This is a genomic window from Pseudomonas sp. TE36184, from assembly GCF_054060055.1.
Genome location: NZ_JBSSCU010000001.1, coordinates 2,403,971 through 2,430,955 on the forward strand (window position 1 = coordinate 2,403,971; position 26,985 = coordinate 2,430,955).

Here is a 26,985-nt window from a genome sequence, read left to right on the forward strand (position 1 = left end):
AGAAAGTGATCACGCATGATGTCGATGCAGGCCACCCTATCGCCCCCTACAGGGCAGCCTCAGATTTTGAATTGCCCCAGCAAGCCTTGCAGGCGGCTGCCGATCGCATACAACTCATCGACGGTCTGGACGCCCTGCTGCGTCTGGTTGGCAACCGCGTCGATGGCGCGTGCGATCTGATGCACTCCGCGGTTGATCTCTTCAGCCACCGCGGTTTGCTCCTCCGCGGCACTTGCGATTTGCGCGTTCATTGCATTGATCGTGGCGATCAGCTCGACCGTGTTGCCCAGAAACTCACCCGCCTGGTCGGCCTCGGCGTTAGCGCCCTGGGCGGCTTCGGTGGATTGGTGCATGGCCGTGACCACCCCGCCGGTAGCGCTCTCCAGACGCTCGACCATCGCTTGGATTTCCTGGGTACTGCGCTGAGTGCGACTGGCTAACGCCCTCACTTCATCGGCAACCACGGCAAACCCGCGCCCGGCCGCACCGGCACGCGCGGCTTCGATGGCTGCATTGAGGGCTAAAAGGTTGGTCTGTTCGGCAATCGAGCGAATGACGTCCAGCACGGTGACGATAGACGTCACGTCGTTTTGCAGATTCTGCATCGACAGGCCACTCTCATCCAGCTCGACCGTCAGTGCCTGAATGCGCGCAATACTGCCGTTGACGATCTGCCTGGCGTGACGGGACTGCCTGTCTGTCTCGACCGCTGCGCTTGCCGCATTGTGCGCGCTGGCCGAGACTTCCTGCGCCGCCGATGACATCTGGTTTATCGCCGCGGCCACTTGGTCGGTTTCCAGGCGCTGCCGATCCATGGCCCGGTCAATCTGCCGGCTCTGCTCGGCCACATGGCTGACAGACCCGGTCAACTGTTCGCTCATCGCGACGATCTGGCTGACCAGGCTGTGAATCTTTTCGATAAAGGCATTGAACGAACCGGCCAGTTGCCCCAGTTCGTCGCGACTCACAAGCGGCAGCCGCCGCGTCAGATCCCCCTCGCCCGCGGCGATTTCATCGAGGTGAGCGCGGATTAAGGTCAAGGGTCGTAAGCTGCGCTTGACCAGCAGAAGCGCGAGTGCCCCGATGATGCCGATCAGCGCGCCAGCGATAAGCGCAATGCTGAGCATCAAGTGGTGTATGCGCAGCTCGACATCGGCCCGCACGTTGGCGACCTGGGTTTCAATGCTGTCCAGATTGACCGCGGTGACGACAACCATGTCCCACTTGGGCAAATAGAAACTGTAAGCGAGCTTGGGCACCACCTTATCGGTGTTGACGACCCCACCCGAATAGGTGACGAAGTGCGTTTGGTTTTTGGCCGCTTCGACCATCTCGCGGTTCAGGTACTTCCCGTTGATGTCTTTGCGATCACTCATGTTGGTGCCGACGCCTTCGCTGCTGTCACCGCGAAACAGGCGCACGACCTGACTGTCATAGCCGATGAAATACCCGTCATCGCCATACTTCACGTTGGACAGTCGGCTGATTGCCAAGGCTCGGCCGGAAAGGTCCCCGGCAGCCGCCCGCTCATACAGTTCGGTGATGGACGTCTGAGCGATGCTCGCGTAATCCTTGAGTCGGGTGCGGCTTTCCTCGAGCAGCCGCTCGCGGGTCTGTGCGACTTCCTGCTCGGCCTGGGCCTGCAACGTGCTGCGCGCGCTCAACCCTAAAACCAGCGCAAACAACAGCACCGGCAATAAGGTCAGCAACAGTATTTTGGTTTTGAACGACATTATTTGATTCCTTCACCCCGATCCTATGAAGCCGCCGATGCAAAAGCGGCCCGCGAATGTCGCGTGGCCGCGAGCAGTGGATCACCAGAGCGCGATGTCGTAGGTGAAGTAGATCCGATTACTGTCACGACCACGGGAGAAATCCGAGCGGTAGACGTAATTGCGCAGCTTCACTCCCAGGCCTTTGAAGGTGCCTTGCTGCACCACATAGGCCAGTTCGGCATCGCGTTCCCATTCCTTGACCGTGGTGTTGGACTTACCGTCGTTACCGCTCAGGTAACGCGTGGAAAAGGTCAGGCCAGGGACACCCAGGGCGGCGAAGTTGAAGCCGTAGTTGAGCATCCAGGTCTTCTCGTCCTCTTCGATGAACTTACCGATACCGGCGTTGCTGAACGAATAGACGGTCGCGCCACTGATGTATGGCAACCCGGCATCCCCGCTGAGGGTCTGATACCCGCCACCGAAGGTATGCCCGGAAATGGCGTAGGACAGTTGCCCACTGAGCATGTTGTTATCGATCTTGCCGCCGTAGGCAGAGCCGCTATCGACACTGTTGAAGTAGCGCAAATCACTGGTCAGCACGCCGCCGCCCAGGGGTAGATCGTGCTGGATGCCGGCAAAATGCTGCCGGTAGAAGTTCTCCAGTTCGCCGTAGAAGTAACTCAGGCGAAGGTTTTTCCCCAGCTTGTATTCTCCGCCGGCATAACTGAAGTCCCCGGATTCAGCGCCGCTATAGCCGTCGGGCACAATCGGCATGCTGTCGGTGGAGTCACGCAGCTTGAATCGATCGAGGTGGCCCCCGGTGAGGCTGAGGTTCTCGATGTCGAGGCTGTTGATCTGTGCGCCTTGGTAGGTTTGCGGCATCAGACGCGCATCGTTGTAGATCAGTACCGGTGTCTTGGGCAGCAAGGTCCCATATTTGAGCGTGGTCTTGGCCAGTCGGGCCTTGGCGGTCATGCCCAGGCTGGCGAACTCGTCGGCCGCACGCCCGTCAGCGTGAACCGGCAACAAGCCTGTACCGCTGCGGCCACGTCCGGAGTCGAGCTTGACCCCGAGCAGGCCCAGGGCATCCACCCCAAACCCAACGGTGCCTGGGGTGAATCCCGACTGGTAATCCAGCAGGAATCCCTGGGCCCATTCGGTGCGTTCGCTCTTGGCGGTCCTGGCCGATCGGGCACTCAAGCCATGCTCGTCGCGAAAGTTTTCATTGAAATAGACGTTGCGCAATTGCAGCTTGAGCTTGCTGTCATCGATAAATCCTTCGGCGCTGGCACTGGCCAGCGGCAACAAACCAAGCAGTGAAAACAGCACCCGTTGGGTATGTACAGTGTTCATAGCAAACTACTCATTGTTGTTATTTGGCGTGCAGGAGATCGCGCGCCTCGCGGGTGAGGCGCGTCAGTGAAAAACAGGAGGTTGGGTTGAATCAGGTGAAGAGACTGATCGCCCCGGTCAACAAAGCCAGCACCGTGATGACCAATGAGGTGAGCACGGCCCACTTGACGGTGGCTTTCTGGAAATCGCCGATGTCGCGATCAACCATCCCGACCAACAACAGGGTCGAGGCGACCAACGGGCTCATCAGATGCACCGGTTGCCCCAGAATCGATGCGCGGGCGATCTCCAGCGGATCAATGCCGTAGGCCGCGGCGGCGTTGGCCAGGATAGGCACCACGCCGAAGTAGTAGGCATCGTTGGACAGGACGAACGTCAGCGGCATGCTGGTAACGGCCACGACCAGCGGGAACAGGTGCCCCCAGGACGGCGGAATCCAGTCAACCAGTGTCTGCGCGAGAGAATCGACCATCTTCGTGCCAGAGAAAATCCCGGCAAAGATGCCCGCGGCAAACACCAACAATACGACCGTCATGGCGTTGCCCGAATGGGCAAGGATGCGTTCCTTCTGAATGTCCAGTTGCGGATAGTTGATCATCAGCGCCAGGACGAACCCGATCAGGAACAGGATCGCGGAATGCATGATCCCCATCACCAGCGCGACCATCACCGCGATGACCAGCAGCAGGTTGACGTAGGCCAGTTTCGGGCGCTTGTGCGGCGTGTCCTCGAGTATTGCGTTGATGTAGCAGTTACCGCCGCCGCTCTCCAGTTGAATGTTACCGATGCGCTTGCGCTCGGCGCGGCCCAGCAGGAACGCGGTGAACACCACCCACATCGCGCCGCCGATCATGGTCGGCAGCAAGGGTACGAAGTAGGCCCCGGCATCCAGGCCCAGTGCCGCAATCGCGCGGGTCGCGGGCCCTCCCCAGGGGGTCATGCCGCTCATGATGCTCAGCGAAAGCATGGAAATGGTCGCCAGAATCATCGGGTTCATGCCGATGCGCTTATACAGCGGAAGCATGGCTGCGCAGGTGATCATGTAGGTGGTGGTGCCGTCACCGTCCAATGCCACCACCAGCGAAAGCAACGCGGTGCCGACAGCGATTTTCATCGGGTCGCCGTTGACGCGCTTGAGGATCTTGCGAATCAGCGGGTCAAACAGGCCGGCGTCGATCATCAAGCCGAAAAACAGGATCGCGAACAGCAGGAGCGCGGCCGACGGTGCGACCATTTTCAAGCCGTCGAGCATCATCTTGCCGGTAGTGCCGCCGAAACCGCCAATCACGGCAAACACAATCGGAACCAGCGTCAGGGCGACAATCGGCGACAGCCGTTTAGTCATTATCAGGAAGGTGAAAACCACCACCATGGCCAAGCCAAGCAATGCGAGCATAAGTCAGTTCTCTTGTTCTTATAAGTAACGGGGCCGATGCACAGGCGCACGAGTCCGCGCCCGCCAGTTGTGCCTGGCGGGGAGTGTTTATTTGAGGTGTTTAAGGTGTCTGGGCGCAGCCGCGACCGGTCAGACGCGGTCCGTGACCGTCACACCATCCCAGTCCGGGTTCTGGGCCTGGGCCGAGATGGCAATGGGGGAAGGTTTGCCGTCCAGCGTCCGCATCAGTACTTCGCGATCGCAGGCATTTTCCGAGAGGGACATCACCACGGTCGCCACCGCATTGCTGGCCAGGCTGGTCAAGGCCCGGGCTTCCGACATGAAGCGGTCGATACCGATCAGCAGGGCAAGGCCGGCCAAGGGAATGTCGTGAATGACCGTCAACGTTGACGCCAGTGCGACAAAACCGGAGCCGGTGACACCGGCGGCGCCTTTCGAGGACAGCAGCATGATTGCCAGCATGGTCACGGTCTGGGTCAGGCTCAGGTCGATGTTGCAGGCCTGGGCAATGAACACCGCCGCCAGCGAGAGGTAGATCGCCGTACCGTCGAGGTTGAACGAGTAACCCGTGGGCAGCACCAGCCCGACCACGCCTTTGTTGCAACCCAGGGCCTGGAGTTTTTCCAACATCCGCGGCATTACCGGCTCGGTGGACGACGTGCCGAGGACCACCAGGAATTCTTCGCGCAAGTAGCGCAGCAACTTCCACAGACTGAAGCCATGCGCGCGGCAAATACTCCCCAGCACCACAAACACGAAGAATGCGCAGGCGATGTACAGCGTCATGATCAGCTTGGCCAACGAGCCCAACGAGGTAATGCCGTACTGCCCGACCGTGAACGCCAAGGCCCCAAAGGCACCGATCGGCGCAAAGCGCATCAGGTAGGAGAAGATCTTGAAGACCATGTGCGAAGCGGACTCCAGTACATCCAGTAGCGGCTTGCCGCGCTCGCCAATGGCCGAAAGCGCAAACCCGCACAGCACCGCAATGAATAGAACCGGCAGCACCTCACCTTTATTGAAAGCACCGATGAACGTGTCGGGGATGATGTGCATGAAAAACTCGACCACGCCCAGCTTCGCCGCAGAATCGGTGTAGTGCGACAGCCCCTTGGTGCTCAATTGGGTAGGGTCGATGTTCATGCCCACACCGGGCTTGAACAGATAGACCGCCACCAGGCCGATGATCAGGCTGATCACGGTCAGGCCCAGGAACAGCAACAGGGTCTTGCTCAACAAACGCCCGAGGGAGCGCTTGTCGCTCATGCCGGCGATACCGGTGACGATGGTGCAGAACACCACGGGAGCGATCATCATCTTGATCAGCTTGATGAAGGCATCACCCAGCGGCTTCAAGGCTATGGCCTGTTGTGACCAGAAATGCCCGACCAGCACGCCCAACAGCACGGCGAAGAGAATCTGGACGTAGAGCGATTTTACAAACTTCATGGCATCACCCATTTTTAGAATTGTGCTGATGCAGAAACGACAATGACTAAAGGACGTTATCCGGCAAGTCGTTGGGAAGCCGCGGCGTAGACATAACCGGAGAACAACCTGCGCGATGTACGCACTACCGAAGCGCGAATTGTCTCACCCTGAGCCCCGGTGTAGGACAGTACAACGTCTATTGCGCCACTTGGATGTTCAATTCGAACGTGTTTCAAGCGCGGCTCACTCACCCCGCCAAGCAATTGAGCAATCACGCTGCCTTCGCTGACGCACGCGGTGGCCAAGCCGATAGAGCCGGTAATCGCCAGTGCCCGGTGGCAGTTGTGCGGCATGAAATAGCGCACCTGAAGGGTGCCGCCCGCCTTGGCCGGCGACACCAGTACGGGCTTGGGGATCACTTTATCACTGACGTCGCCCAAACCCATTGCCAGGCCGGCTTGCAGCCGCAGAGACTCCAGGCGCCCCAGGAACGCTTTGTCGGCATCCAGCTCAGCAGGGCTTTCGTCCCCACGTTTACCCAATTGGCCAGCCTCGATGATCATCATCGGCATCGCCATGTCGATGCAGGTCATCGGGACACCGTCGATCAGGTCCTGAGTCTGCCCCGTCGGGAACAGCTTACCGGTTTTGCTGCCCGCGGCATCCAGGAAGGTCAGTTGCACGGGAGCGGCAGTCCCCGGCACGCCATCGATGGCAGTGTCGCCTTCGTAGCTGACAGTCCCTTCGGGAGTGTGTACGTCTGCGTTCACAAACGTCCCCGTGTTGAGGTTGCGAATACGCACACGCGTCAGGCCTTTAGACGCCTTGACCAGCCCCTGCTCGACCGCAAACGGGCCAACGGCGCAAAGCATATTGCCGCAATTGGGCGCGGTATCGACTCGACGCTGGGAAACCATGACCTGCACGAACAAATAGTCGACATCCGCGTCCGGGTGCAGCGATGGGCTGACGATGGCGACCTTGCTGGTTTGCGGGCTCCCACCGCCAATGCCGTCAATTTCCAGCTCATGGCCGGAGCCCATCAGGTTGAGCAGCAGCTCATCACGCTGTTCGATCGCATCAGGCAGGTCCCAGGCGAGAAATACTGGCCCCTTGGACGTACCGCCGCGCATAAGCACACAAGGAATTCGTTGCATGACCACTGACTCTTATTGATCAATCGGGTTGATTAATGCTCTTGAGGCAAGAGTCGCAGGCTTTAAAAAATGTTTCCAATGCAAATATCAGCCTGATTATTGCGTTTAACGAATGACAAACCTAGGATGATTGAACGCCGCCGCCCTCCTCCATCGAGTTATAAAAAATGCAATATGAGCTAAATGACATACGATCGTTCGTTAAAATCGCCGAACTCGGGAGCTTCCACGAGGCTGCCGATGCATTGCACCTGTCCCAGCCGGCGCTGAGCCGGAGGATGAAAAAACTGGAGGAAGGCTTGGGAACAGCCCTTCTCGATCGCACCACCAGAAGGGTGAGTCTCACGAGCGTTGGTCGGGACTTTCTACCCAAGGCACGCCGCCTACTGGACGACTTCGACGACTCGATACTCAACATCCGAGAGCTGGCAGAGCGACAGAGCGGACGGGTCACCCTTGCCTGCATCCCGACCGCAGCTTTCTACTTCCTGCCTTCGGTCATCCGCCTCTATAACGAGCGCTATCCGCAAATCCGTATCCGCCTGCTCGATCTCAGCGCCAACGAAGGCCTGGAGGCCGTGCTGCGCGGAGAAGCCGACTTCGGCATCAACATGATGAGCGGCCAGCACCCCGACATAGAATTTGTGCCATTGGTCGACGAGCCTTTTGTATTGGCATGTCGACGCGATCATGAACTGGCGGAACGTAGCGCGGTGACCTGGTCTGAACTCAGCAACTACCGCTTGATCGGCGTCGGACGCCTGAGCGGCAACCGGATGTTGCTCGATCATGCGTTATCGGGCTTGAGCTGGCGCCCGCAGTGGTTCTATGAGGTGCAACACCTTTCGACGTCGCTGGGCCTGGTGGAAGCCGGCCTCGGCGTCTCGGCCGTGCCGAGCCTGGCGATGCCTGCCGTGGATCATCCGACGTTGGTCAGCATCCCGTTGATAGAGCCCATTGTGAACCGTTCATTGGGACTGGTTTACCGTCGTGGAGCCTCGTTATCCCCAGCGGCGGAGAAATTTGTTTCGATTCTGCTTGAGCAATGGGAGAAGTGAATGGGTTCTGCTGGCGAGTGGTGTGTCATTTACTGCGAGCGCCAGCCAAGTTGTGGTGTTTTCGGTGAACTTGTGCCCTGCCCCGCCAGTCAGCTAACTGAACGCAACTCAACGGTGGGTAACGGATGCATCTCTCGCGGCAGCAACAAGTAGCCCTGTTGACCGGCGGCGGCAATGGTTGATTTCAAGCACGAGCCACAGAGCGCCATCGACGCCCACGGCATCATCGGCGACATGCGCAGCGCCGCCCTGGTGAACGACAAGGGCAGCGTCGACTTTTTCTGCTGGCCGGAATTCGACAGCCCGTCGATCTTCTGCGCGCTGCTCGACACGCCCGACGCCGGCATTTTCCAGCTCACGCCAGACCTGCCCAACGCCCGCCGCGAACAGATCTACCTGCCCGACACCAACGTGCTGCAGACCCGCTGGCTCAGCGATGACGCCGTGGTGGAAATCACTGACCTGTTGACCATCGGTGAGGAGGACGACCTGCCCCTGTTGATTCGCCGCGTGCGTGCAGTCAGCGGCCAGGTGACGATCCACCTGCGCTGCGCCGTGCGTCATGACTATGCGCGCGCGCCCACCCACGCCAGCCTCGACAACGGCACGGTGTGTTTCGCCGCCCACGGCCAGCCCGGTCTGCGCTTGTCGAGCAGCCACGCACTGCAGGTCGAAGACAACGCCGCAGTGGCCAGCTTCGTCCTGGCCCAGGAGGAAGGCGCCGAACTCGTCCTCGGCGGGCAGGACGACCCGCGCGTCGACAGCAGCTGCACCGACCTGGCGTTGACGCACACCCTGGCGTTCTGGCGCGGCTGGATCGCGCAATCGAACTACCGCGGGCGCTGGCGCGAAATGGTCAACCGCTCGGCCCTGGCCCTGAAGCTTTTGACCTCGCGCAAACATGGCGCAATCATCGCCGCCGCCACCTTCGGCCTGCCCGAATCGCCCGGCGGCGAGCGCAACTGGGACTACCGTTACACCTGGATCCGTGACGCCTCGTTCACGGTCTACGCGTTCATGCGCCTGGGTTTTGTCGACGAAGCCAATCACTACATGCGTTGGCTCAGAGGGCGGGTCAGCGACTGCAGCGACCAGCCCGTCAAGATCAACATCCTGTATGGCATCGACGGCCGCCAGCAACTGCCCGAAACTCAGCTGACGCACTTGCGCGGGCATGGCGGCGCGACGCCGGTGCGTATCGGCAATGAGGCGTTCGACCAGGTCCAACTGGACATCTACGGCGAGTTGATGGACGCGATTTATCTGGTCAACAAATACGGCGAAGCCATTTCCCACGACGGCTGGAAACACACGGTCGAACTCGCGGATCAGGTCTGTGATATCTGGAACCGCAAAGACGTGGGTATCTGGGAAATGCGCGGCGAGCAGCACCACTTCCTGCACTCGCGGCTGATGTGCTGGGTGGCGCTGGACCGTGCGATCCGCCTGGCGTCCAAACGCTCGCTGCCGGCGCCGTTCGCGCGCTGGGACCAGACGCGCCAGGCGATCTACGCGGATATCTGGGGCAATTTCTGGAACGAAGAACGCGGGCACTTTGTGCAGCATACCGGCAGCACCGCGCTGGACGGTTCGATGCTGCTCATGCCGCTGATGCGCTTCGTCGCCGCCACCGACCCGCGCTGGCTCTCGACGCTGGCAGCGATCCAGAAAAGCCTGGTGCGCGACGGTATGGTCTATCGCTATCGCAACGACGACAGCCGGATCGACGGCCTGCCAGGCACCGAAGGCGCGTTTGCCGCCTGCTCGTTCTAGTACGTCGAATGCCTGGCCCGCGCCGGGCAGGTCGAAAAGGCGCATCTGGAGTTTGAGCAGTTGCTGCGCTACGCCAACCCGCTGGGGTTGTACGCCGAAGAGTTCGACAACCAGGCGCGCCACCTGGGCAATACGCCGCAGGCGTTGAGCCATTTGGCACTGATCAGCGCGGCAACGTTTCTGGACCGCAAGTTGAGCGGCGCGAAGACGGTGTGGCAGCCTTGAACGCCACCCGTCGAGGGTCAGCGAGGCCACGATGACGGTGGGTCGGGCAACCTGAACGCCGGACACTCTTGGCCCACGACCCTCTCAGCCTTGTGGCGTTAATGGATCGGCGGTAGTGTCATCGGCAGTCATCGCCCACCCGATAGGAGCCCATCATGCCCATCGCCCCTGCGCTGTTTTATGTACGCACCTCGATGCTCGATGTGGCGTATGAAGCCCACGGCCCCGTCGACGGTGAACCGGTGATCCTGCTGCATGGCTTCCCCTACGACCCTCGCAGCTATGACGATATCACCCCGGCCCTGGCCGAGCGCGGTTGTCGGGTGTGGGTGCCGTACCTGCGTGGTTATGGCCCGACGCGGTTTATCAACGCGCAGGTGATGCGCTCCGGGCAACAGGCAGCGTTGGCCAAGGACCTGCTGGAGTTCATGGATGCGCTGTGTATCCCGCGGGCCACCCTGGCGGGCTACGACTGGGGTGGGCGTGCCGCCTGTATTGTCGCGGCACTGTGGCCGGAGCGCGTGCGCGGGTTGGTGAGCGGGGACGGCTACAACATCCAGGACATTGCCAAGTCGCTCGAGCCCAGGCCGCCAGAGACGGAGCATCGGTTGTGGTACCAGTACTACTTCCACACCCAGCGTGGCGTGGATGGGTTGACCGCCAATCGCCGGGCGTTTTGCCAATTGCTGTGGTCACTGTGGTCGCCCTCCTGGGCGGCAGGCCCCAGCCTCTATGGCCAGAGCGCGCCATCGTTCGATAACCCGGACTTTGTCGACGTGGTGATTCATTCCTACCGTCACCGCTTCATGTACGCACCGGGCGATCCCGCACTGGCGCCCATCGAACAGGCGCTGGCGCTGCAACCGCCGATCACGGTGCCGACGATTTCGCTGTGCGGCGCCGATGATGGCGTGGGCCCGCCGCCGCTGGAGGATGACGACGCGCAGCACTTCAGCGGCTTCTATCGGCGGCAGGTGTTGCCCGGCGTCGGCCACAATATCCCTCAGGAAGCGCCGCAAGCGACCCTTGAGGCACTCCTGGAATTGCTCGCCTAGGCCGCTGGCGAAAAGCGCTCGCGATAAGCCTGCGGCGTGACTGACAAGACCCGCAGGAAGCTGCGCCGCAAGGTCTCTTCACAACCGAACCCGCACTGCACGGCGATGCGTTTGATCGGTGTGCTGCTGTCCGCCAGTTGCCGGCGGGCGGTTTCGACGCGGATCAGTTCGACCGCGCGCGCGGGGGTCTGGCCGGTTTCGGCGCGGTAGTGACGCACGAAGCTGCGCTCGCTCATGCCGGCCTGGGCGGCCAGGGTGGCGAGGGTCAGGTCGAGGGTCAGGTGCTCCGCGATCCACGCGTGCAACTCGGCAAAGCGGCTGTCGCCTTTTTGCAATGACAAGGTCACGCTGAACTGCGATTGGCCACCGGGGCGTTTGAGGAAAACCACCAGGTGCCGCGCGACTTCCAGGGCCACGGCGCGGCCCAGGTCTTGTTCCACCAAGGCCAGGCACAGGTCGATCCCGGCGGTTACACCGGCCGACGTCCACACGGTGCCCTGCTGGATGAAAATCGGGTTGGCCTCCACCGTCAGCGCCGGGAACTTGCGCGCCAGCTCTTCACAGCGTGTCCAGTGCGTCGCCACGCGACAGCCGTCGAGCAAGCCACTGGCCGCCAGCAGAAAAGCCCCGGTACACACCGAGGCCATGCGCCGGGTGTACCGGGCTTTTTCGCGCACCCAGTCCACCAGCGCCAGGTCTTCGGCGGCGCCGTAGACACCCCAGCCGCCGGCGATGAGCAGGGTGTCGCAAGGCGTGTCGACGGCGGGCAACGGCTCGGCCACCAGCGCCAGGCCGGCGGAGGTCATCACTGGCGCCGCCTGGGCGGCGATCACCGAAACCGCGTAGGGCAACGGCGCACCGCGCTGGCGCGCAAGGTCGTTGGCCGAGGCGAACACCTGCAAGGGCCCGGTCACGTCGAGCACTTGGGCATTATCAAAAGCGAGTACATGAATGATGCGCGGCATGTTTGGCGTGATTCGTGGGTTCAATGGCGTATTCGCCAAAGCCTAGGCCTCTAGAGTGAAACCGTCCACCCCTTATCGGAGCTTCATTCATGACCTTGCAGATCGGTTTTCTGTTGTTCCCCGGCATCCAGCAACTGGACCTCACCGGCCCCTATGACGTCTTGGGCTCGCTACCGGATGTGAAGTTGCACCTGGTGTGGAAAGACCTTTCGCCGGTCACCTCCAGCACCGGGCTGGTGTTCACGCCGACCATGACCTACGCCGATTGCCCACACCTGGATGTGCTCTGCGTCCCTGGCGGCAGCGGCGTCGGCCCGTTGATGGAAGACCCGCAGACCCTCGACTTCCTCAGGGTCCAGGCGCTCACCGCGCGTTATGTCACCTCGGTATGCACCGGTTCGCTGGTGCTCGGTGCGGCCGGTTTGCTGCGCGGGCGCAAGGCCACCACCCATTGGGCCTACCACGACCTGCTCGCCCCGCTCGGCGCCATTCCGGTTCAGGCGCGCGTGGTGCGTGACGGCAACCTGCTCACCGGCGGTGGGATCACTGCGGGGATCGACTTCGCCCTGACCCTGGCCGCTGAGCTGTACGACGAAGCAACAGCGCAATTGGTGCAGTTGCAGATCGAATACGCCCCGGCGCCACCGTTCAATGCCGGCCGGCCGGATACCGCGCCGAAGGCCGTGCTGGAAGAGGCCAACAAACGCACGGCCGAGTCGCGCAAGGTCCGCGCAGAAATCACTGCGCGGGCGGCAGCGCGCCTGGGTTGATACGCGTCGCAGTTGCCGCTGCGCGGCGGGTCGCCGATGATACGGGGCAGCGCGATTGCGACGAAGCTCGATTCCGAAGCGCGGGCTGCCCTTTCCCCCCAAGAAGTTTATTGATGAATACCCACGACGGATTAATTCCCTGCATCATTTCCGGCGGTTCGGGTACCCGACTGTGGCCAGTCTCCCGGCAGAACATGCCCAAGCCGTTCATGCGTATGCGCGATGGCCAGAGCCTGCTGCAGAAAACCTTCCTGCGCGCCAGCCGCCTGCCCGGGGTGGAAAACGTGCTGACGGTCACCAACCGTGACCTGCTGTTTCGCACGCTGGATGACTACCGCCTGGTGAACACAGCCCGCCTGCCCCTGGACTTGTTGCTGGAGCCCTTCGGCCGCAACACGGCAGCGGCGATGGCGGTGGCGGCGCTGCATGTGCTGGAGCACTTCGGCGACGACGCACCGTTGCTGGTGATGCCCGCCGACCACTTGATCCTCAATGAAAGCGCGTTCGCCGCGGCCGTGAGCCAGGCCCGCGAGCTGGCCGCAGCCGGCTACCTGGTGACCTTCGGTATTGAGCCTGATCGCCCGGAAACCGGCTTCGGCTACATCGAACAAGGCGCCGCGTTGAGTGCGGGAAACCGGGTCAAACGCTTTGTCGAAAAACCCGACCTGGCCACCGCGCAAGGCTACCTCGACGGCGGCCAGCACCTGTGGAACGCCGGCATATTCTGCTTCAAGGCCAGCACCCTGGTGAACGAGCTGACCACCCACGCCCCGCAGGTGCTGGCGGCCGCCAAGGCCGCGCTGGCGCACAGCCAGAGCCTGCAGAATACGACCTCGCGCCAGCGCGAACTGGATGCCGATGGCTTCGGCGGCGCGCCGGACCTGTCCATCGACGTGGCGCTGATGGAGAAGTCCACGCAGGTGGCCGTGGTGCCCTGCGATATCGGCTGGAGCGATATCGGCTCCTGGGAAACCCTGCGCCAGCTCACCCCCAGCGATGCCCAGGGCAATCAGGTCAATGGCGAAGCGATTCTGCATGACGTCCACAACTGCTACATCGACTCGCCCAGGCGGGTATTGGGCGTGGTGGGCGTGCGCGACCTGATCATCGTCGACACCGCCGACGCCCTGCTGATCGCCGATGCCCACCGCAGCCAGGATGTGCGCCACATCGTGGCCGAGCTCAAGCGCCAGAACCATCCGGCGTACAACCTGCACCGCACGGTGACGCGGCCATGGGGCACCTACACGGTGCTGGAGGAGAGTGCGCGCTTCAAGATCAAGCGCATTGTGGTCAAGCCGCTGGCGTCACTGTCGTTGCAGATGCATCACCACCGCAGCGAACACTGGGTGGTGGTCAGCGGTACCGCGCAGATCACCAATGGCGAGCGGGAATTGTTGATCAACGCCAACGAGTCCACCTACATTCCGGCCGGGCACAAACACCGCCTGACCAACCCCGGCAGCATCGAGCTGGTGATGATCGAGGTGCAGAGCGGCGAGTACCTGGGCGAAGACGACATTGTGCGCTTCGACGATATCTATGGGCGCGCGCCCGCCGAAGGATAAGCCTCAGTCATCCAATGGCTGAGGGGCCGGTTTGCTGCCGGGCTTCGCCGGTTTGGCGGGCTTGGCGTTCTTGCCTGGCGCGGGGGCGACAGGTTCGGGTTCCGCAACGGCAGCCGCTTCTTTCTCGGCCATCGGCATCTGGTCGATGGCGCTGAAAAACTCGCTCAAGTTGAGGGTATCCGGCGGCACGGTCTTCTCGACTTTCTTCTCGCCGTCCTTGCCGACCAGGATCACTTTGGTGCCGCTGCCGGCGCCTAATTTGAGGGCGCGGATCAGCGCGTTGGTTTCAGGCGGGGCAAGCCTCTTGTTGTCCTTGGGGTCCTTGGCGAACTTCTCCCCTTCGGCACCGATGCTGCCGAACTTCACGGTGTACAACACCATGCCGCGCTCTTCAAAGGACTGCTTGGTGGCAGGCTCGTCCAGCTGTTTCTTGAGCTTGGCCAATGTGTCATTGCCGGAATCAAGCTCCACCACCACCAGCGGCCGGGCCTTGCCCAAATCCTGCTTGAGCGGGTTGATATCATCAGCAGCCAACAACGGCCCCGTAAAAGCCATCAAGGTAGCCAGGGTCAGCGACCGGATGAGCATGCGTACCTCCTTTGAATTCCATGCAGGGTTCTTGAGTTTCATGTCTGCGACAGCCAAATTCAAGGATGATTCCTACACCGCCTTGAGAAAGCGTAGGTCAGGACGCCGGCTACGCAAGGGGTGACGAGTGCTAGCAGTCATTGTTTCCTTTGATTGCGCAGGCCCAGGCCGCAAGTTTTTCGCAGGCTTGCAGTGCGATCTGCTCGTCAAGCTTGCCTCGATAGTGCCGGTCCACCGCATCACCGGCGATCAACCCGGCAATCAGCGGCGCACCCACGGCATCGGTCAAATCCAGCCACTCCCCCCAATTGGCAGGGCGATCGTACCAACGCAGATAACCATCGCGGGAAACCGGCCACCAGCGCTGGTCGAATTGCAGCACGACCTTTTCCAGGCGGCCCATGGTGAAAAACGCCAGGGCCTCTCGGTAAGCCGTCGGCAAGCCTGGCGTAAAGTGCAGGTGTTTGAGTACCGGTATCGGCACCGTACAGATGCAGGCATCTGCATTGAGGCCATCGACCCACACGCCGTGCTCGTCCCAGGCAACGTGCTGCACGGGGTGATTGAGGTGGATATTCAGGCCGCTGGCGGCGTCTTCCAGTAATTGCCGATAGCCTTGAGGCAGAAACTGGTCGCCGTGGCCAACGCCCTCCTCGTCGAGCGTATGCGTCGACAACTGGTCCAGGGGCAACCCGGCTTCGAGGATCAGGTTAGCGTCGATGGCATAGCGGGCAGCGCGGCGTTCGGGGGCATTGAGGGTCGCAAGGTATTGATCGATGCCCTGCGCCAAGGGTTGATGACGATCAATGGCCTGTTTCAAGCGTTCATACGCGCCATTGATGTCCGGTACGGGGCCGTCCCACGCGGCAGCCAATGGTTGCGAGAAATCGGTAGGCCGTCGCTCCAGGCCCAACTGCTCGGCACGTCGGGCCAGCGGGTTGAGGGCATAGTGCTGCAACCAGGCGGCCCCCGCATCCACCGTATGGTCACCCAGGGCCACACTGTTCACGCGCCCGCCGATGCGGTTGCGCGCCTCGAGTACGCGCACCTCCAAACCCTGCGCCTGCAACGCACGTGCGGCACTCAGGCCGGCAAACCCGGCACCGATAACGATGACCTTGCGGGCGCGGGTGCCGGCCACCGCATTCGCAGCGCGGATGCCACTGTCCCAAGCGCTGTGGGTCATGGCGCAATGATCGTGGTTGAAGGCTTCCCCAGCGAGGAACAGACGATTATCAATCGGCGTCGAGAGCAGGCGCCGCAGGCTCACATCGCCTCCCGGCAACATTGCGCTGTAGGCACCTTGGCTATAGGGGTCGTCGCACCAGCGCGTGACGTGCCAGGCGATAGGACGCGGCACTGTCATTGCTGCGGCCAATGCCGAGCGAACACCGGCGCGACGAGCGGGTCGGCGTCCACCCGGGCCAGGGTCTGGGCGAACGCCGGCCGCGAGGCTTGCAACGCCTCTCGCGCCGCATCCCAGCGCGACACCGCCGCCGCCATGATGCCCAGGGCATTCGGCTGTTGGTCGGGGGCGAACAATTGGTCGGCAAACTGATCGGCGAACACCCTCCAGGCCTGGTGCAGGTAGTGGCGCGTGCCGCTGATCAATTGCGCTTGCGCCGCCTCATCGGCGTTGCCCAGCCAGCGTTGCGGGTAGTCGATGATGCCTATCGCCGAGTAGCAATTGGCGGCGATGTACACCAGGCCGCGGAGGATCTGGCCGCGGTTGCCGGCGAGTAGGTTGGCGGCCGGGAATTCCAGGCCCAGGTGGATCAGGATCGCCGCGCTTTCCGTCAGCACCTGGCCGTCGGGCGTCACCAACGTGGGGATCTGTTTGAGCGGGTTGATCCGTGCGAGCGCTGCACTGCCTTCGCCGTCCTGCCAGGAGCTGGCGTCCACCCGATGCCACGGCACCGCGCAACGCGGCAGGGCAATTTCAATCATGCATGAGCCGGAGTCGTCGGTGCCGTAGAGCGTGTACATGGGGGTTCCTCCTGAATGTCATGTAGCAGTTGCCGAGCACGCCAACAGCGTAGACGCTTAGCCACGCGAGGCAAGTACTTCAGAACAGGCCCATTTGCCCGCCGACCAGGGTGCCGAAGTCGTCATTCACAAACGGCAGAATCGCATCGGCCACCGGCTGCAATTGCCGCGTGACGTAGTGGTCGTAGTCAATCGGGGCCTGGCGCACTTCCAGCGGCTCCGGGCCGTTGACGGTGATCACGTAGCTGATCCAACCGCCGCGCTGGTACTGACGCGGGCGGTTCATGCGGTCGTTGTAGTCGTCGGCCAGGCGCGCGGCGCGCACGTGGGGCGGGACGTTGCGCTCGTAGTCGTCCAACCGGCGGCGCAGGCGCTTGCGGTAGATCAGCAACTCGTCGAATTCGCCGCTCAAGGTGCGCCGCACGTAGTCGCGCACGTAATCCTGATGGGGCTGGCGGTGGAAGATGCGCTGGTAGAGTTCCTGCTGGAATTGCCGGGCCAGGGGCGACCAGTCGCTGCGCACGGTTTCCAGGCCCTTGTAGACCATCTCTTCGCTGCCATCGCCGCGCACCACCAACCCGGCGTACCGCTTCTTGCTGCCCTCCTCGGCGCCGCGAATGGTCGGCATGAGGAAGCGCGTGAAGTGGGTTTCGTATTGCAACTCCAGCGCGCTGTGCAGGCCGAATGCGTTGTGCAAATGCGCGCGCCACCAATCGTTGACGTGCTGCACCAGCGCCTGGCCGATGCGGCGGGCGTCCTCCTGGGAATGCGCGCTGCCGAGCCAGACGAAGGTCGAATCGGTGTCGCCGTAGATCACTTCATACCCCTGGGCTTCGACCAGTTCGCGGGTCTGGCGCATGATCTGATGGCCGCGCAGGGTGATCGAGGACGCCAGGCGCGTATCGAAGAAGCGGCAACCGCTGGAGCCAAGCACGCCGTAGAAGGCGTTCATGATGATTTTCAGCGCTTGGGACAACGGTGCATTGTGTTCGCGCTTGGCCTCTTCGCGGCCTTCGGAGATGCGCGCGACGATGGCGGGCAGGCAGTGCCGGGTGCGGGAAAACCGTGCGCCGCGAAAGCCTTCCACCGACGCACTGTCATCGGGGTGCTTGAGGCCTTCGACCAGGCCTACAGGGTCGATCAGGAAGCTGCGGATGATCGACGGGTAGAGGCTTTTGTAGTCCAGCACCAACACCGATTCGTAGAGGCCGGGGCGTGAATCCATGACGAACCCGCCGGGGCTGGCCTGGGGCGGTTTGTCGCCCAGGTTCGGCGCGACGAAGCCCTGGCGGTGCATCAGCGGCATGTACAAGTGGGTGAATGCGGCCACGGAGCCACCGTTGCGGTCGGCTGGCAAGCCAGTGACGCTGGCGCGTTCGAGCAGGAACTTGAGCAGCTCGGTCTTGGCGAAAATCCGCGTGACCAGTTCGCAGTCCTTGAGGTTGTAACGCGCCAGGGCCGGCTTGTCCTCGGCGAACATGCGGTTGATCTCGTCCATGCGCTGGTACGGCGTGGAGATGTCCTTGCCTTCGCCGAGCAGGGTTTGCGCGACGTTTTCCAGGCTGAAGGATTCAAAACTCCAGGTGGCCGAGCGCAGCGCTTCGATACCGTCGATGATCAACCGCCCCGCCGCGGCCGCGAAGTAATGATTGCGGCTGCCGTGTTCGCGCCAGGTCATGGGCTCTTCGCCGCGGCCGAGCAGGAGCGGCACGTTGAGGCGCTGGGCATGTTCGTGGAGCACGCGCAGGTCGAACTGCACCACATTCCAGCCGATGATCGCATCGGGGTCATGGGTGGCCAGCCACTGGTTGAGGCGTTCGAGCAATTGGCCGCGGGTGTCGCAGTAGTCGAGCTTGAAGTCCACCGCGTCGCTCTTGTTCGGCGGGCCGAGCATATACACCTGGCGCTCGCCGCAGCCTTCGAGGGCGATGGAATACAGATCGCCCTGAGCGGTGGTCTCGATGTCCAGGGACACCAGTTTGAGCGGCGGACGATAGTCGGGGGCGGGTTTCATCTGCGCTTCGAGCAGCGCGCCGCTGGCGTCGGGCGTGCCGTCGAACCACACGGGGGCGGTGATGAAACGCTCCATCATGTAGCGCTCGGGCGGGCGCACGTCACCTTCGTAGACATCGACACCGGCGGCGCGCAGGCGCTTTTCCAGGTCCATCAGTTGCCGATGCTGGCGGGTGTAGAGGCCTAATACCTTGCGGTGATGGAAATCGCACAGCGCCAGCGGGCGCAATTCGATATCGCGCTCGTCTTTGAGCAGCCAATCCAGCGGCTTGCGATGGGCTTCGGGGATGAATATCACCGAGCTTTGCACAGGGAGGCGAATAAGCCGCGGCCCCTGGTCGGTGGCCAGCCAGAAGCTGACCTGCGTCCCCGCCGGGGTGTCGCGCCAATGCCGGGTCAGGACAAAACCCTGCTGTAAATCCACCGTGCCGCACCTCAGGAATCACGTTCAGGGCGTGATTCTACCCGGCATCCGGCCAAACGCGGCACGTTAACGCACACAGAGCGCAATCGCCTCAGGCGATGCCTTGGTGGAAGTGGCTCAGGTAGCCTTCGATATTGCGCATTTGCTCGTCCCAGCCGCGGGAATTCATTTTGAAGGCTTTCAGGCGGCGGGCTTCGGGCACTGCGTCGAAGCCGGATTCAACGACCCGCAGCAGAATGCCCGGGGCGCGGTCTTCAACGGTGAACTCCACCAGCGTCGGTGTTTCCTTGTCGTAGTCGAAGCCCTTTTCGACGGCGAAGGGGTGCCACGAGAAAGAAAACCGCGTCTGCGGCAGGATGCGTTCGATCTTGGCTTTCCAGATCACGTGTTCGTAACCTGGGTAAGTGATCGGCGCTTCGATCGTTTCCCCGGCGACAAAGGTCTTGCCCTTGAGGGCGATGCCAAACCAGCGGCCGAATTGCTCGGCATCGGTGAGTGCCTCCCACACTTTTTTGCGTGGAGCGTTCAGTAGGACTTTCCGTTCTATACGATCTGATACGTGCATACGTCACCTCCTCCATTGACAGTAGGCGACATCGACTAATGCGCAACCTTGGGTTCTGCGCGATGATGATGCCCCCGTTGTTGTCCAGGCCCTTAGGTTATGACTGACCCGTTGAATGGAAGTTGCTTCTGTAAAGCCGTGCGCTACCAGGTGGACAGCCTGGACATGCCCATCAGCCACTGCCACTGCGACAGCTGTCGCAAGGTGCATGCGGCAGCGTTTGTGAGCACCGCCGGCGTAATGCGTGAGCACTTTCGCTGGACCCAGGGCGAAGAACTGTTGGCGGCCTTCGAATCCTCGCCAGGCAAATTCAGGCGCTTCTGCTCGCGCTGTGGCTCACACCTGATGGCCGAGCGCGGGCATCAGCCCCATGTGATTGTGCGGGTGGCGACGCTGGACGATGATCCGGGCATCAGGCCCACCGCGCATATCTGGACGGCCCACGATGTGCCGTGGCTGGCGCATGAGGGCGTGCAGCAGTGGGACGAATGGCAGGTATGAGTCAGACGTGGGGGTCGCCGGGGGCTTTGCTCGGCGTCGCATATTGCGGCTTCAAGTGGCCTTCGTGGTCGAGCAGCCAGGCGTCCATGATCTGGCGCACCACCGGGCCTGCGACGCGGCCACCGGCCTCGCCGTTTTCGATCATCACCGAAATCACGATCTGGGGGTGCTCCGCTGGCGCAAACCCGACAAACAGCGCGTTGTCACGGTGGCGTTCCTGGGTTTTGTCGCGGTTGTAGCGCTCGCCCTGTTTGATCGCCACCACCTGCGCGGTACCACTCTTGCCGGCGATGCGGTATTGCGCGCCTTGCGCGGCCGCCCGGGCGATCCCGCGCGGGTCGTGCATCACCAGTTGCATCCCGTGGTTGACCTGCTCCCAGTCACGCGGGTTCTTGAGGACCACGTTGGGCATCGGGTGCTCGTCCACCGGCGCCACGCCGTTGATGGTCTTGGCCAGGTGCGGCCGATTCCACACGCCTTTGTTGGCAATCAACGCAGTGGCCTGGGCCAGTTGCAGCGGCGTGACTTGCATATAACCCTGGCCGATGCCGAGGATCACCGTTTCGCCCGGGAACCAGGGCTGACGCCGGGTCGCGCGCTTCCAGGCCTGGGACGGCATCAGGCCGGCCGACTCTTCGAACATGTCCAGGGAGACTTTCTGGCCGAGGCCGAACTCGGCCAGGTAGTCGTGCAGGCGGTCGATGCCGAGCTTGTGGGCCAGGTCGTAAAAATAGGTGTCGTTGGAGCGCATGATGGCGGCGTCCATATCCACCCAACCGTCGCCGCTGTGGTTCCAGTTGCGGTATTTGTGGTCAAAGTCAGGCAATTGGTAGTAACCGGGGTCGAACACGCGGGTCTGGGCCGTCACTACCCCGCTGTCGAGACCCGCGATGGCCACTTCCGGCTTGATCGTCGAACCCGGCGCATAGAGACCGCGCAGGACGCGGTTGAACAGCGGCCGGTCGATGGAATCATGCAGGGCGGCGTATTCCTTGAAGCTGATGCCCGTGACGAACAGGTTGGGGTCGAAGCTGGGTTTGCTGACCATCGCCAGTACTTCGCCAGTTTGCGGGTCGAGGGCTACCACGGAGCCACGACGATCGCCCAGCGCCTCTTCCGCCGCTTCCTGGAGTTTGACATCGAGGCTCAGCACGATGTTTTTGCCGGGGATCGGGTCGGTATGCTTGAGCACACGCAGTACGCGCCCCTGTGCATTGGTCTCGACTTCTTCATAGCCGACATGACCATGCAGTTCTGACTCGTAGAAACGCTCGATGCCGGTCTTGCCGATGGACTGCGTGCCGCGGTACTCCACCGAGTCGAGGGCCTTGGATTCTTTTTCGTTGATGCGGCCAACGTAACCGATGGAGTGAGCGAAATGCGCGCCCAGGGGGTAGTGGCGGACGAATTGCGGTTCGACGTCTACACCGGGCAGGCGGAATTCGTTGACGGCGAGTTCGGCGATCTGTTCTTCGGTCAGCTCATAAAACAACGTAACCGGAACAAAAGGATGCCGCGCCTGCTTCAGCGCCTTGTCGAATACGGCACGGTCTTCTGCCGGCAGGTGCAGCAGGCTGACGATCGCGTCCAGTTCGCCCTTGAGGTCTGTGGTGCGCTCGCGGGTGATGGTCAGGTTGTAGCTTGGACGGTTGTCGGCCAGCACGACGCCATTGCGGTCATAGATCAAGCCGCGAGTCGGTGTGATGGGCAGTACGTGGACACGGTTGTTTTCAGAAATCGTCGAGTGATACTCGAATTGCACGACCTGCAGGAAATACAGGCGGCCCACCAGGGCGCAGGTGATGCCGATCACCAACAAGGCGCAGGCGAGCAGGCGCTTGTTGACCAGGCGGTTTTCGTTTTCGTGGTCTTTGATCGGTATTGGTTGAGGCATTTCTACAGCATCTCGTTGAAAAAGGTCGACGCCGCGTCCTGCGGATAAAAGCTCAATCCTTGTGAAAATGTGCTGCACCATAACAAAAATGCAGAAACACTTTGCATCGATTTCCCCAACGGTACCTGGGAAGAGCCGTGTGGTGCCGTTGAGTCAGACGGCACCGAGCATCAGGGGATGAGGCTACTGTTACCAGATGGCAACGGTGGCCTCGAACAGCAGGGGGATTTCAGATCCACAGGTCGTTCATGGCGGTGCGGTCTCCCCCTTCATGGCCGGTGTTCAAGATGCCGCGTGGTTCGATCATCATCAATTTGGCTTCGCCTTCGGCGGCCGTCCGATGCTCTATTCCGCGAGGAACGACATACAGCTCACCCGGTGCCACATACACGGGACCGTCCGGAAGGTCGATGCGCAGTGTCCCTTCAAGCACGAAAAACGCCTCGTCGGTTTCTGGATGTGAGTGCCAGATGAACTCGCCTTCGATGCGTACAACCTTGAACTGGTAGTCGTTCATCTCGGCGACGACTCTCGGGCTCCACTGTTCACTGATGAGCGAAGCCTTTTGCGCGAGATTGACAGGTTGTGCTGGGTGCTGCTGAGTCATGACAGATCCTCTGGTAGGTGAGAGTTGTCAGACTATCGAAGGAAGGGTCGAGCGCTCTTGTACGATCTTGCAGCTTGAGGAGAGCGATACAAAAGCCTTTAGTAGACACTGCCAAGGAAGCACTGAAGACCACCGCAATGAGGCGCCCTTTCCGACCGCCCAAAACAAAGTTAGGTACCTATTCTAGTGGTCTGGTTCAGAAATAACTGCGCAATTTTGTCGAGTACCGAGGGGGGGCGAGCCACTTGACCCTTTCCGACCGCCCAAAACAAAACCCCTGTCTGCGCGAGCAAACAGGGGTTCTGGAATTTAATCTTGACGATGACCTACTCTCACATGGGGAAACCCCACACTACCATCGGCGATGCATCGTTTCACTGCTGAGTTCGGGATGGGATCAGGTGGTTCCAATGCTCTATGGTCGTCAAGAAATTCGGGTACTGAGTCGTGGCCAGCTGGCCTCGCTTCAGCAAATTGGGTATGTGATAGCTTTCGGTGTTTTGTAAGAGTCGAACTTTCGGTTCGTTTCGTCTTCACACACCGCAATCTGGTCTCTTTCGAGTTCGCAAATTGCTTGGGTGTTATATGGTCAAGCCTCACGGGCAATTAGTATTGGTTAGCTCAACGCCTCACAGCGCTTACACACCCAACCTATCAACGTCGTAGTCTTCGACGGCCCTTCAGGGGACTCAAGGTCCCAGTGAGATCTCATCTTGAGGCTAGTTTCCCGCTTAGATGCTTTCAGCGGTTATCTATTCCGAACATAGCTACCCGGCAATGCCACTGGCGTGACAACCGGAACACCAGAGGTTCGTCCACTCCGGTCCTCTCGTACTAGGAGCAGCCCCTCTCAAATCTCAAACGTCCACGGCAGATAGGGACCGAACTGTCTCACGACGTTCTAAACCCAGCTCGCGTACCACTTTAAATGGCGAACAGCCATACCCTTGGGACCGGCTTCAGCCCCAGGATGTGATGAGCCGACATCGAGGTGCCAAACACCGCCGTCGATATGAACTCTTGGGCGGTATCAGCCTGTTATCCCCGGAGTACCTTTTATCCGTTGAGCGATGGCCCTTCCATACAGAACCACCGGATCACTAAGACCTACTTTCGTACCTGCTCGACGTGTCTGTCTCGCAGTCAAGCGCGCTTTTGCCTTTATACTCTACGACCGATTTCCGACCGGTCTGAGCGCACCTTCGTACTCCTCCGTTACTCTTTAGGAGGAGACCGCCCCAGTCAAACTACCCACCATACACTGTCCTCGATCCGGATAACGGACCTGAGTTAGAACCTCAAAGTTGCCAGGGTGGTATTTCAAGGTTGGCTCCACGCGAACTGGCGTCCACGCTTCAAAGCCTCCCACCTATCCTACACAAGCAAATTCAAAGTCCAGTGCAAAGCTATAGTAAAGGTTCACGGGGTCTTTCCGTCTAGCCGCGGATACACTGCATCTTCACAGCGATTTCAATTTCACTGAGTCTCGGGTGGAGACAGCGCCGCCATCGTTACGCCATTCGTGCAGGTCGGAACTTACCCGACAAGGAATTTCGCTACCTTAGGACCGTTATAGTTACGGCCGCCGTTTACCGGGGCTTCGATCAAGAGCTTCGCGTTAGCTAACCCCATCAATTAACCTTCCGGCACCGGGCAGGCGTCACACCCTATACGTCCACTTTCGTGTTTGCAGAGTGCTGTGTTTTTAATAAACAGTCGCAGCGGCCTGGTATCTTCGACCGGCATGAGCTTACGGAGCAAGTCCTTCACCCTCACCGGCGCACCTTCTCCCGAAGTTACGGTGCCATTTTGCCTAGTTCCTTCACCCGAGTTCTCTCAAGCGCCTTGGTATTCTCTACCCAACCACCTGTGTCGGTTTGGGGTACGGTTCCTGGTTACCTGAAGCTTAGAAGCTTTTCTTGGAAGCATGGCATCAACCACTTCGTCATCTAAAAGATGACTCGTCATCAGCTCTCGGCCTTAGAATCCCGGATTTACCTAAGATTCCAGCCTACCACCTTAAACTTGGACAACCAACGCCAAGCTGGCCTAGCCTTCTCCGTCCCTCCATCGCAATAACCAGAAGTACAGGAATATTAACCTGTTTTCCATCGACTACGCTTTTCAGCCTCGCCTTAGGGACCGACTAACCCTGCGTCGATTAACGTTGCGCAGGAAACCTTGGTCTTTCGGCGTGGGTGTTTTTCACACCCATTATCGTTACTCATGTCAGCATTCGCACTTCTGATACCTCCAGCAAGCTTCTCAACTCACCTTCACAGGCTTACAGAACGCTCCTCTACCGCATCACTTACGTGATACCCGTAGCTTCGGTGTATGGTTTGAGCCCCGTTACATCTTCCGCGCAGGCCGACTCGACTAGTGAGCTATTACGCTTTCTTTAAAGGGTGGCTGCTTCTAAGCCAACCTCCTAGCTGTCTAAGCCTTCCCACATCGTTTCCCACTTAACCATAACTTTGGGACCTTAGCTGACGGTCTGGGTTGTTTCCCTTTTCACGACGGACGTTAGCACCCGCCGTGTGTCTCCCATGCTCGGCACTTGTAGGTATTCGGAGTTTGCATCGGTTTGGTAAGTCGGGATGACCCCCTAGCCGAAACAGTGCTCTACCCCCTACAGTGATACATGAGGCGCTACCTAAATAGCTTTCGAGGAGAACCAGCTATCTCCGAGCTTGATTAGCCTTTCACTCCGATCCACAGGTCATCCGCTAACTTTTCAACGGTAGTCGGTTCGGTCCTCCAGTTAGTGTTACCCAACCTTCAACCTGCCCATGGATAGATCGCCCGGTTTCGGGTCTATTCCCAGCGACTAGACGCCCTATTAAGACTCGCTTTCGCTACGCCTCCCCTATTCGGTTAAGCTCGCCACTGAAAATAAGTCGCTGACCCATTATACAAAAGGTACGCAGTCACCTAACAAAGTAGGCTCCCACTGCTTGTACGCATACGGTTTCAGGATCTATTTCACTCCCCTCTCCGGGGTTCTTTTCGCCTTTCCCTCACGGTACTAGTTCACTATCGGTCAGTCAGTAGTATTTAGCCTTGGAGGATGGTCCCCCCATATTCAGACAAAGTTTCTCGTGCTCCGTCCTACTCGATTTCATGACTAAGAGATTTTCGCGTACAGGGCTATCACCCACTATGGCCGCACTTTCCAGAGCGTTCCGCTAATCTCAAAGCCACTTAAGGGCTAGTCCCCGTTCGCTCGCCACTACTAAGGGAATCTCGGTTGATTTCTTTTCCTCAGGGTACTTAGATGTTTCAGTTCCCCTGGTTCGCCCCTTACACCTATGTATTCAGTGTAAGGTAACCATCTTATGATGGCTGGGTTCCCCCATTCAGACATCTCCGGATCAAAGTCTGTTTGCCGACTCCCCGAAGCTTTTCGCAGGCTACCACGTCTTTCATCGCCTCTGACTGCCAAGGCATCCACCGTATGCGCTTCTTCACTTGACCATATAACCCCAAGCAATCTGGTTATACTGTGAAGACGACATTCGCCGAAAATTCGAATTTCTCAATTAAGAGAACTCACAAATTTTACCTTAGCCTGATCCGTTACCAGTGAAAGTAACGTTCAGTCTATCTTTCTATCACATACCCAAATTTTTAAAGAACGATCTAATCAAAGACTAGAAATCAACATTCACCATCATCACGATGGAATGCTCATTTCTAAGCTTTCAACTTCTAGAAGCAGTAGTGGTGGAGCCAAACGGGATCGAACCGTTGACCTCCTGCGTGCAAGGCAGGCGCTCTCCCAGCTGAGCTATGGCCCCGTATTTCTACAGGTTCCCACACAAAATTGGTGGGTCTGGGCAGATTCGAACTGCCGACCTCACCCTTATCAGGGGTGCGCTCTAACCAACTGAGCTACAGACCCAATTTCGGGCTGCTTCTTTATCGTCTTCTTCAATGAA

The 26,985-nt window shown here is 60.2% G+C and carries 18 protein-coding genes, 2 tRNA genes, 2 rRNA genes and 1 pseudogene; 6 read left to right on the forward strand and 17 right to left on the reverse strand.

Features of this window, described 5'->3' with window-relative positions:
- Positions 1–59: 59 nt before the first annotated feature.
- The 5 genes from ACVWZP_RS10430 to ACVWZP_RS10450 all read right to left on the reverse strand — a co-directional run bounded on the left by ACVWZP_RS10430 (position 60) and on the right by ACVWZP_RS10450 (position 7,052).
- Positions 60–1,733 carry a methyl-accepting chemotaxis protein gene (locus ACVWZP_RS10430; RefSeq protein WP_457369724.1) on the reverse strand — a complete coding sequence of 558 codons (1,674 nt, stop codon included), beginning with the start codon at positions 1,731–1,733 and terminating at the stop codon, positions 60–62.
- Positions 1,734–1,814: 81 nt separating this feature from the next.
- Positions 1,815–3,068: an OprD family porin gene (locus ACVWZP_RS10435; protein ID WP_046384112.1), complete on the reverse strand. Its 1,254-nt coding sequence runs from the start codon at positions 3,066–3,068 to the stop codon at positions 1,815–1,817.
- Positions 3,069–3,159: 91 nt separating this feature from the next.
- Positions 3,160–4,464, reverse strand: coding sequence for a CitMHS family transporter (locus ACVWZP_RS10440; RefSeq protein ID WP_046384113.1), 1,305 nt, complete (start codon positions 4,462–4,464; stop codon positions 3,160–3,162).
- Between the two features lie 129 nt (positions 4,465–4,593).
- On the reverse strand, positions 4,594–5,925 hold the full coding sequence (gene dctA, locus ACVWZP_RS10445) for a C4-dicarboxylate transporter DctA (protein ID WP_046384114.1): 1,332 nt from the start codon (positions 5,923–5,925) through the stop codon (positions 4,594–4,596).
- A 44-nt stretch (positions 5,926–5,969) separates the two neighbouring features.
- Entirely contained in the window at positions 5,970–7,052 is a 1,083-nt protein-coding gene (locus ACVWZP_RS10450) for a 4-oxalomesaconate tautomerase (RefSeq protein ID WP_046384115.1), read from the reverse strand.
- A 167-nt stretch (positions 7,053–7,219) separates the two neighbouring features.
- On the opposite strand from ACVWZP_RS10450, the gene ACVWZP_RS10455 reads away from it, so the two are divergent.
- The 3 genes and pseudogenes from ACVWZP_RS10455 to ACVWZP_RS10465 all read left to right on the forward strand — a co-directional run bounded on the left by ACVWZP_RS10455 (position 7,220) and on the right by ACVWZP_RS10465 (position 11,163).
- Entirely contained in the window at positions 7,220–8,110 is an 891-nt protein-coding gene (locus ACVWZP_RS10455) for a LysR family transcriptional regulator (protein WP_017846929.1), read from the forward strand.
- Between the two features lie 174 nt (positions 8,111–8,284).
- Positions 8,285–10,108 (forward strand): annotated as a pseudogene (locus ACVWZP_RS10460) (glycoside hydrolase family 15 protein).
- Between the two features lie 155 nt (positions 10,109–10,263).
- Complete coding sequence (locus ACVWZP_RS10465; protein ID WP_128192054.1) at positions 10,264–11,163, forward strand: alpha/beta fold hydrolase; 900 nt, start codon at positions 10,264–10,266, stop codon at positions 11,161–11,163.
- On the opposite strand, the gene ACVWZP_RS10470 is transcribed toward ACVWZP_RS10465, so the two are convergent.
- The gene (locus ACVWZP_RS10470) at positions 11,160–12,128 is read right to left on the reverse strand and encodes a GlxA family transcriptional regulator (protein WP_232566448.1); all 969 of its coding nucleotides are present in this window, start codon (positions 12,126–12,128) and stop codon (positions 11,160–11,162) included. The genes ACVWZP_RS10465 and ACVWZP_RS10470 overlap by 4 nt on opposite strands.
- 89 nt (positions 12,129–12,217) lie before the next feature.
- On the opposite strand from ACVWZP_RS10470, the gene inhA reads away from it, so the two are divergent.
- Both inhA and ACVWZP_RS10480 read left to right on the forward strand, forming a co-directional pair.
- A complete protein-coding gene (inhA, locus tag ACVWZP_RS10475) occupies positions 12,218–12,898 on the forward strand; it encodes an isonitrile hydratase (protein ID WP_057004860.1) in 681 nt (226 codons plus the stop codon).
- A 113-nt stretch (positions 12,899–13,011) separates the two neighbouring features.
- Positions 13,012–14,466 (forward strand): mannose-1-phosphate guanylyltransferase/mannose-6-phosphate isomerase, encoded by a 1,455-nt coding sequence (locus tag ACVWZP_RS10480; RefSeq protein WP_126588505.1) that lies wholly within the window; start codon positions 13,012–13,014, stop codon positions 14,464–14,466.
- Between the two features lie 3 nt (positions 14,467–14,469).
- On the opposite strand, the gene ACVWZP_RS10485 is transcribed toward ACVWZP_RS10480, so the two are convergent.
- The 5 genes from ACVWZP_RS10485 to ACVWZP_RS10505 form a co-directional block, all read right to left on the reverse strand.
- Positions 14,470–15,054: a DUF4174 domain-containing protein gene (locus ACVWZP_RS10485; RefSeq protein WP_457369725.1), complete on the reverse strand. Its 585-nt coding sequence runs from the start codon at positions 15,052–15,054 to the stop codon at positions 14,470–14,472.
- A gap of 130 nt (positions 15,055–15,184) precedes the next feature.
- Complete coding sequence (locus ACVWZP_RS10490) at positions 15,185–16,420, reverse strand: flavin monoamine oxidase family protein (protein ID WP_177032468.1); 1,236 nt, start codon at positions 16,418–16,420, stop codon at positions 15,185–15,187.
- A complete protein-coding gene (locus ACVWZP_RS10495) occupies positions 16,417–17,040 on the reverse strand; it encodes a glutathione S-transferase family protein (protein WP_108525729.1) in 624 nt (207 codons plus the stop codon). Before ACVWZP_RS10495 ends, ACVWZP_RS10490 begins: the two co-directional genes overlap by 4 nt.
- 79 nt (positions 17,041–17,119) lie before the next feature.
- Entirely contained in the window at positions 17,120–19,477 is a 2,358-nt protein-coding gene (locus ACVWZP_RS10500; protein ID WP_256822681.1) for a DNA polymerase II, read from the reverse strand.
- Between the two features lie 91 nt (positions 19,478–19,568).
- Complete coding sequence (locus ACVWZP_RS10505) at positions 19,569–20,042, reverse strand: SRPBCC family protein (RefSeq protein WP_046384125.1); 474 nt, start codon at positions 20,040–20,042, stop codon at positions 19,569–19,571.
- Between the two features lie 99 nt (positions 20,043–20,141).
- Here ACVWZP_RS10505 and ACVWZP_RS10510 point away from each other — a divergent pair, with 99 nt between their 5' ends.
- Positions 20,142–20,543, forward strand: coding sequence for a GFA family protein (locus ACVWZP_RS10510; protein WP_169881468.1), 402 nt, complete (start codon positions 20,142–20,144; stop codon positions 20,541–20,543).
- 1 nt (position 20,544) lies between these two features.
- Here the strand turns inward: ACVWZP_RS10510 and mrdA are convergent, their stop codons facing one another.
- From mrdA to ACVWZP_RS10540, 6 genes are all read right to left on the reverse strand, one after another.
- The gene (gene mrdA, locus ACVWZP_RS10515; RefSeq protein WP_079443257.1) at positions 20,545–22,437 is read right to left on the reverse strand and encodes a penicillin-binding protein 2; all 1,893 of its coding nucleotides are present in this window, start codon (positions 22,435–22,437) and stop codon (positions 20,545–20,547) included.
- Between the two features lie 229 nt (positions 22,438–22,666).
- Complete coding sequence (locus ACVWZP_RS10520) at positions 22,667–23,044, reverse strand: cupin domain-containing protein (RefSeq protein WP_046384128.1); 378 nt, start codon at positions 23,042–23,044, stop codon at positions 22,667–22,669.
- Between the two features lie 313 nt (positions 23,045–23,357).
- Positions 23,358–23,473: ribosomal RNA gene (gene rrf, locus ACVWZP_RS10525) — 5S ribosomal RNA — on the reverse strand.
- A 156-nt stretch (positions 23,474–23,629) separates the two neighbouring features.
- Positions 23,630–26,521: ribosomal RNA gene (locus tag ACVWZP_RS10530) — 23S ribosomal RNA — on the reverse strand.
- A 247-nt stretch (positions 26,522–26,768) separates the two neighbouring features.
- A tRNA-Ala gene (locus tag ACVWZP_RS10535) sits at positions 26,769–26,844 on the reverse strand.
- 27 nt (positions 26,845–26,871) lie between these two features.
- Positions 26,872–26,948 (reverse strand) — tRNA-Ile (locus ACVWZP_RS10540).
- Between the last annotated feature and the right edge of the window lie 37 nt (positions 26,949–26,985).

Coding starts and splice junctions, on each gene's coding strand:
- ACVWZP_RS10430 (WP_457369724.1), bottom strand. CDS start 1,733: ATGTCGTTCAAAACCAAAATACTGTTGCTGACCTTATTGCCGGTGCTG.
- ACVWZP_RS10435 (WP_046384112.1), bottom strand. CDS start 3,068: ATGAACACTGTACATACCCAACGGGTGCTGTTTTCACTGCTTGGTTTG.
- ACVWZP_RS10440 (WP_046384113.1), bottom strand. CDS start 4,464: ATGCTCGCATTGCTTGGCTTGGCCATGGTGGTGGTTTTCACCTTCCTG.
- dctA (WP_046384114.1), bottom strand. CDS start 5,925: ATGGGTGATGCCATGAAGTTTGTAAAATCGCTCTACGTCCAGATTCTC.
- ACVWZP_RS10450 (WP_046384115.1), bottom strand. CDS start 7,052: ATGCAACGAATTCCTTGTGTGCTTATGCGCGGCGGTACGTCCAAGGGG.
- ACVWZP_RS10455 (WP_017846929.1), top strand. CDS start 7,220: ATGCAATATGAGCTAAATGACATACGATCGTTCGTTAAAATCGCCGAA.
- ACVWZP_RS10465 (WP_128192054.1), top strand. CDS start 10,264: ATGCCCATCGCCCCTGCGCTGTTTTATGTACGCACCTCGATGCTCGAT.
- ACVWZP_RS10470 (WP_232566448.1), bottom strand. CDS start 12,128: ATGCCGCGCATCATTCATGTACTCGCTTTTGATAATGCCCAAGTGCTC.
- inhA (WP_057004860.1), top strand. CDS start 12,218: ATGACCTTGCAGATCGGTTTTCTGTTGTTCCCCGGCATCCAGCAACTG.
- ACVWZP_RS10480 (WP_126588505.1), top strand. CDS start 13,012: ATGAATACCCACGACGGATTAATTCCCTGCATCATTTCCGGCGGTTCG.
- ACVWZP_RS10485 (WP_457369725.1), bottom strand. CDS start 15,054: ATGCTCATCCGGTCGCTGACCCTGGCTACCTTGATGGCTTTTACGGGG.
- ACVWZP_RS10490 (WP_177032468.1), bottom strand. CDS start 16,420: ATGACAGTGCCGCGTCCTATCGCCTGGCACGTCACGCGCTGGTGCGAC.
- ACVWZP_RS10495 (WP_108525729.1), bottom strand. CDS start 17,040: ATGTACACGCTCTACGGCACCGACGACTCCGGCTCATGCATGATTGAA.
- ACVWZP_RS10505 (WP_046384125.1), bottom strand. CDS start 20,042: ATGCACGTATCAGATCGTATAGAACGGAAAGTCCTACTGAACGCTCCA.
- ACVWZP_RS10510 (WP_169881468.1), top strand. CDS start 20,142: ATGACTGACCCGTTGAATGGAAGTTGCTTCTGTAAAGCCGTGCGCTAC.
- mrdA (WP_079443257.1), bottom strand. CDS start 22,437: ATGCCTCAACCAATACCGATCAAAGACCACGAAAACGAAAACCGCCTG.
- ACVWZP_RS10520 (WP_046384128.1), bottom strand. CDS start 23,044: ATGACTCAGCAGCACCCAGCACAACCTGTCAATCTCGCGCAAAAGGCT.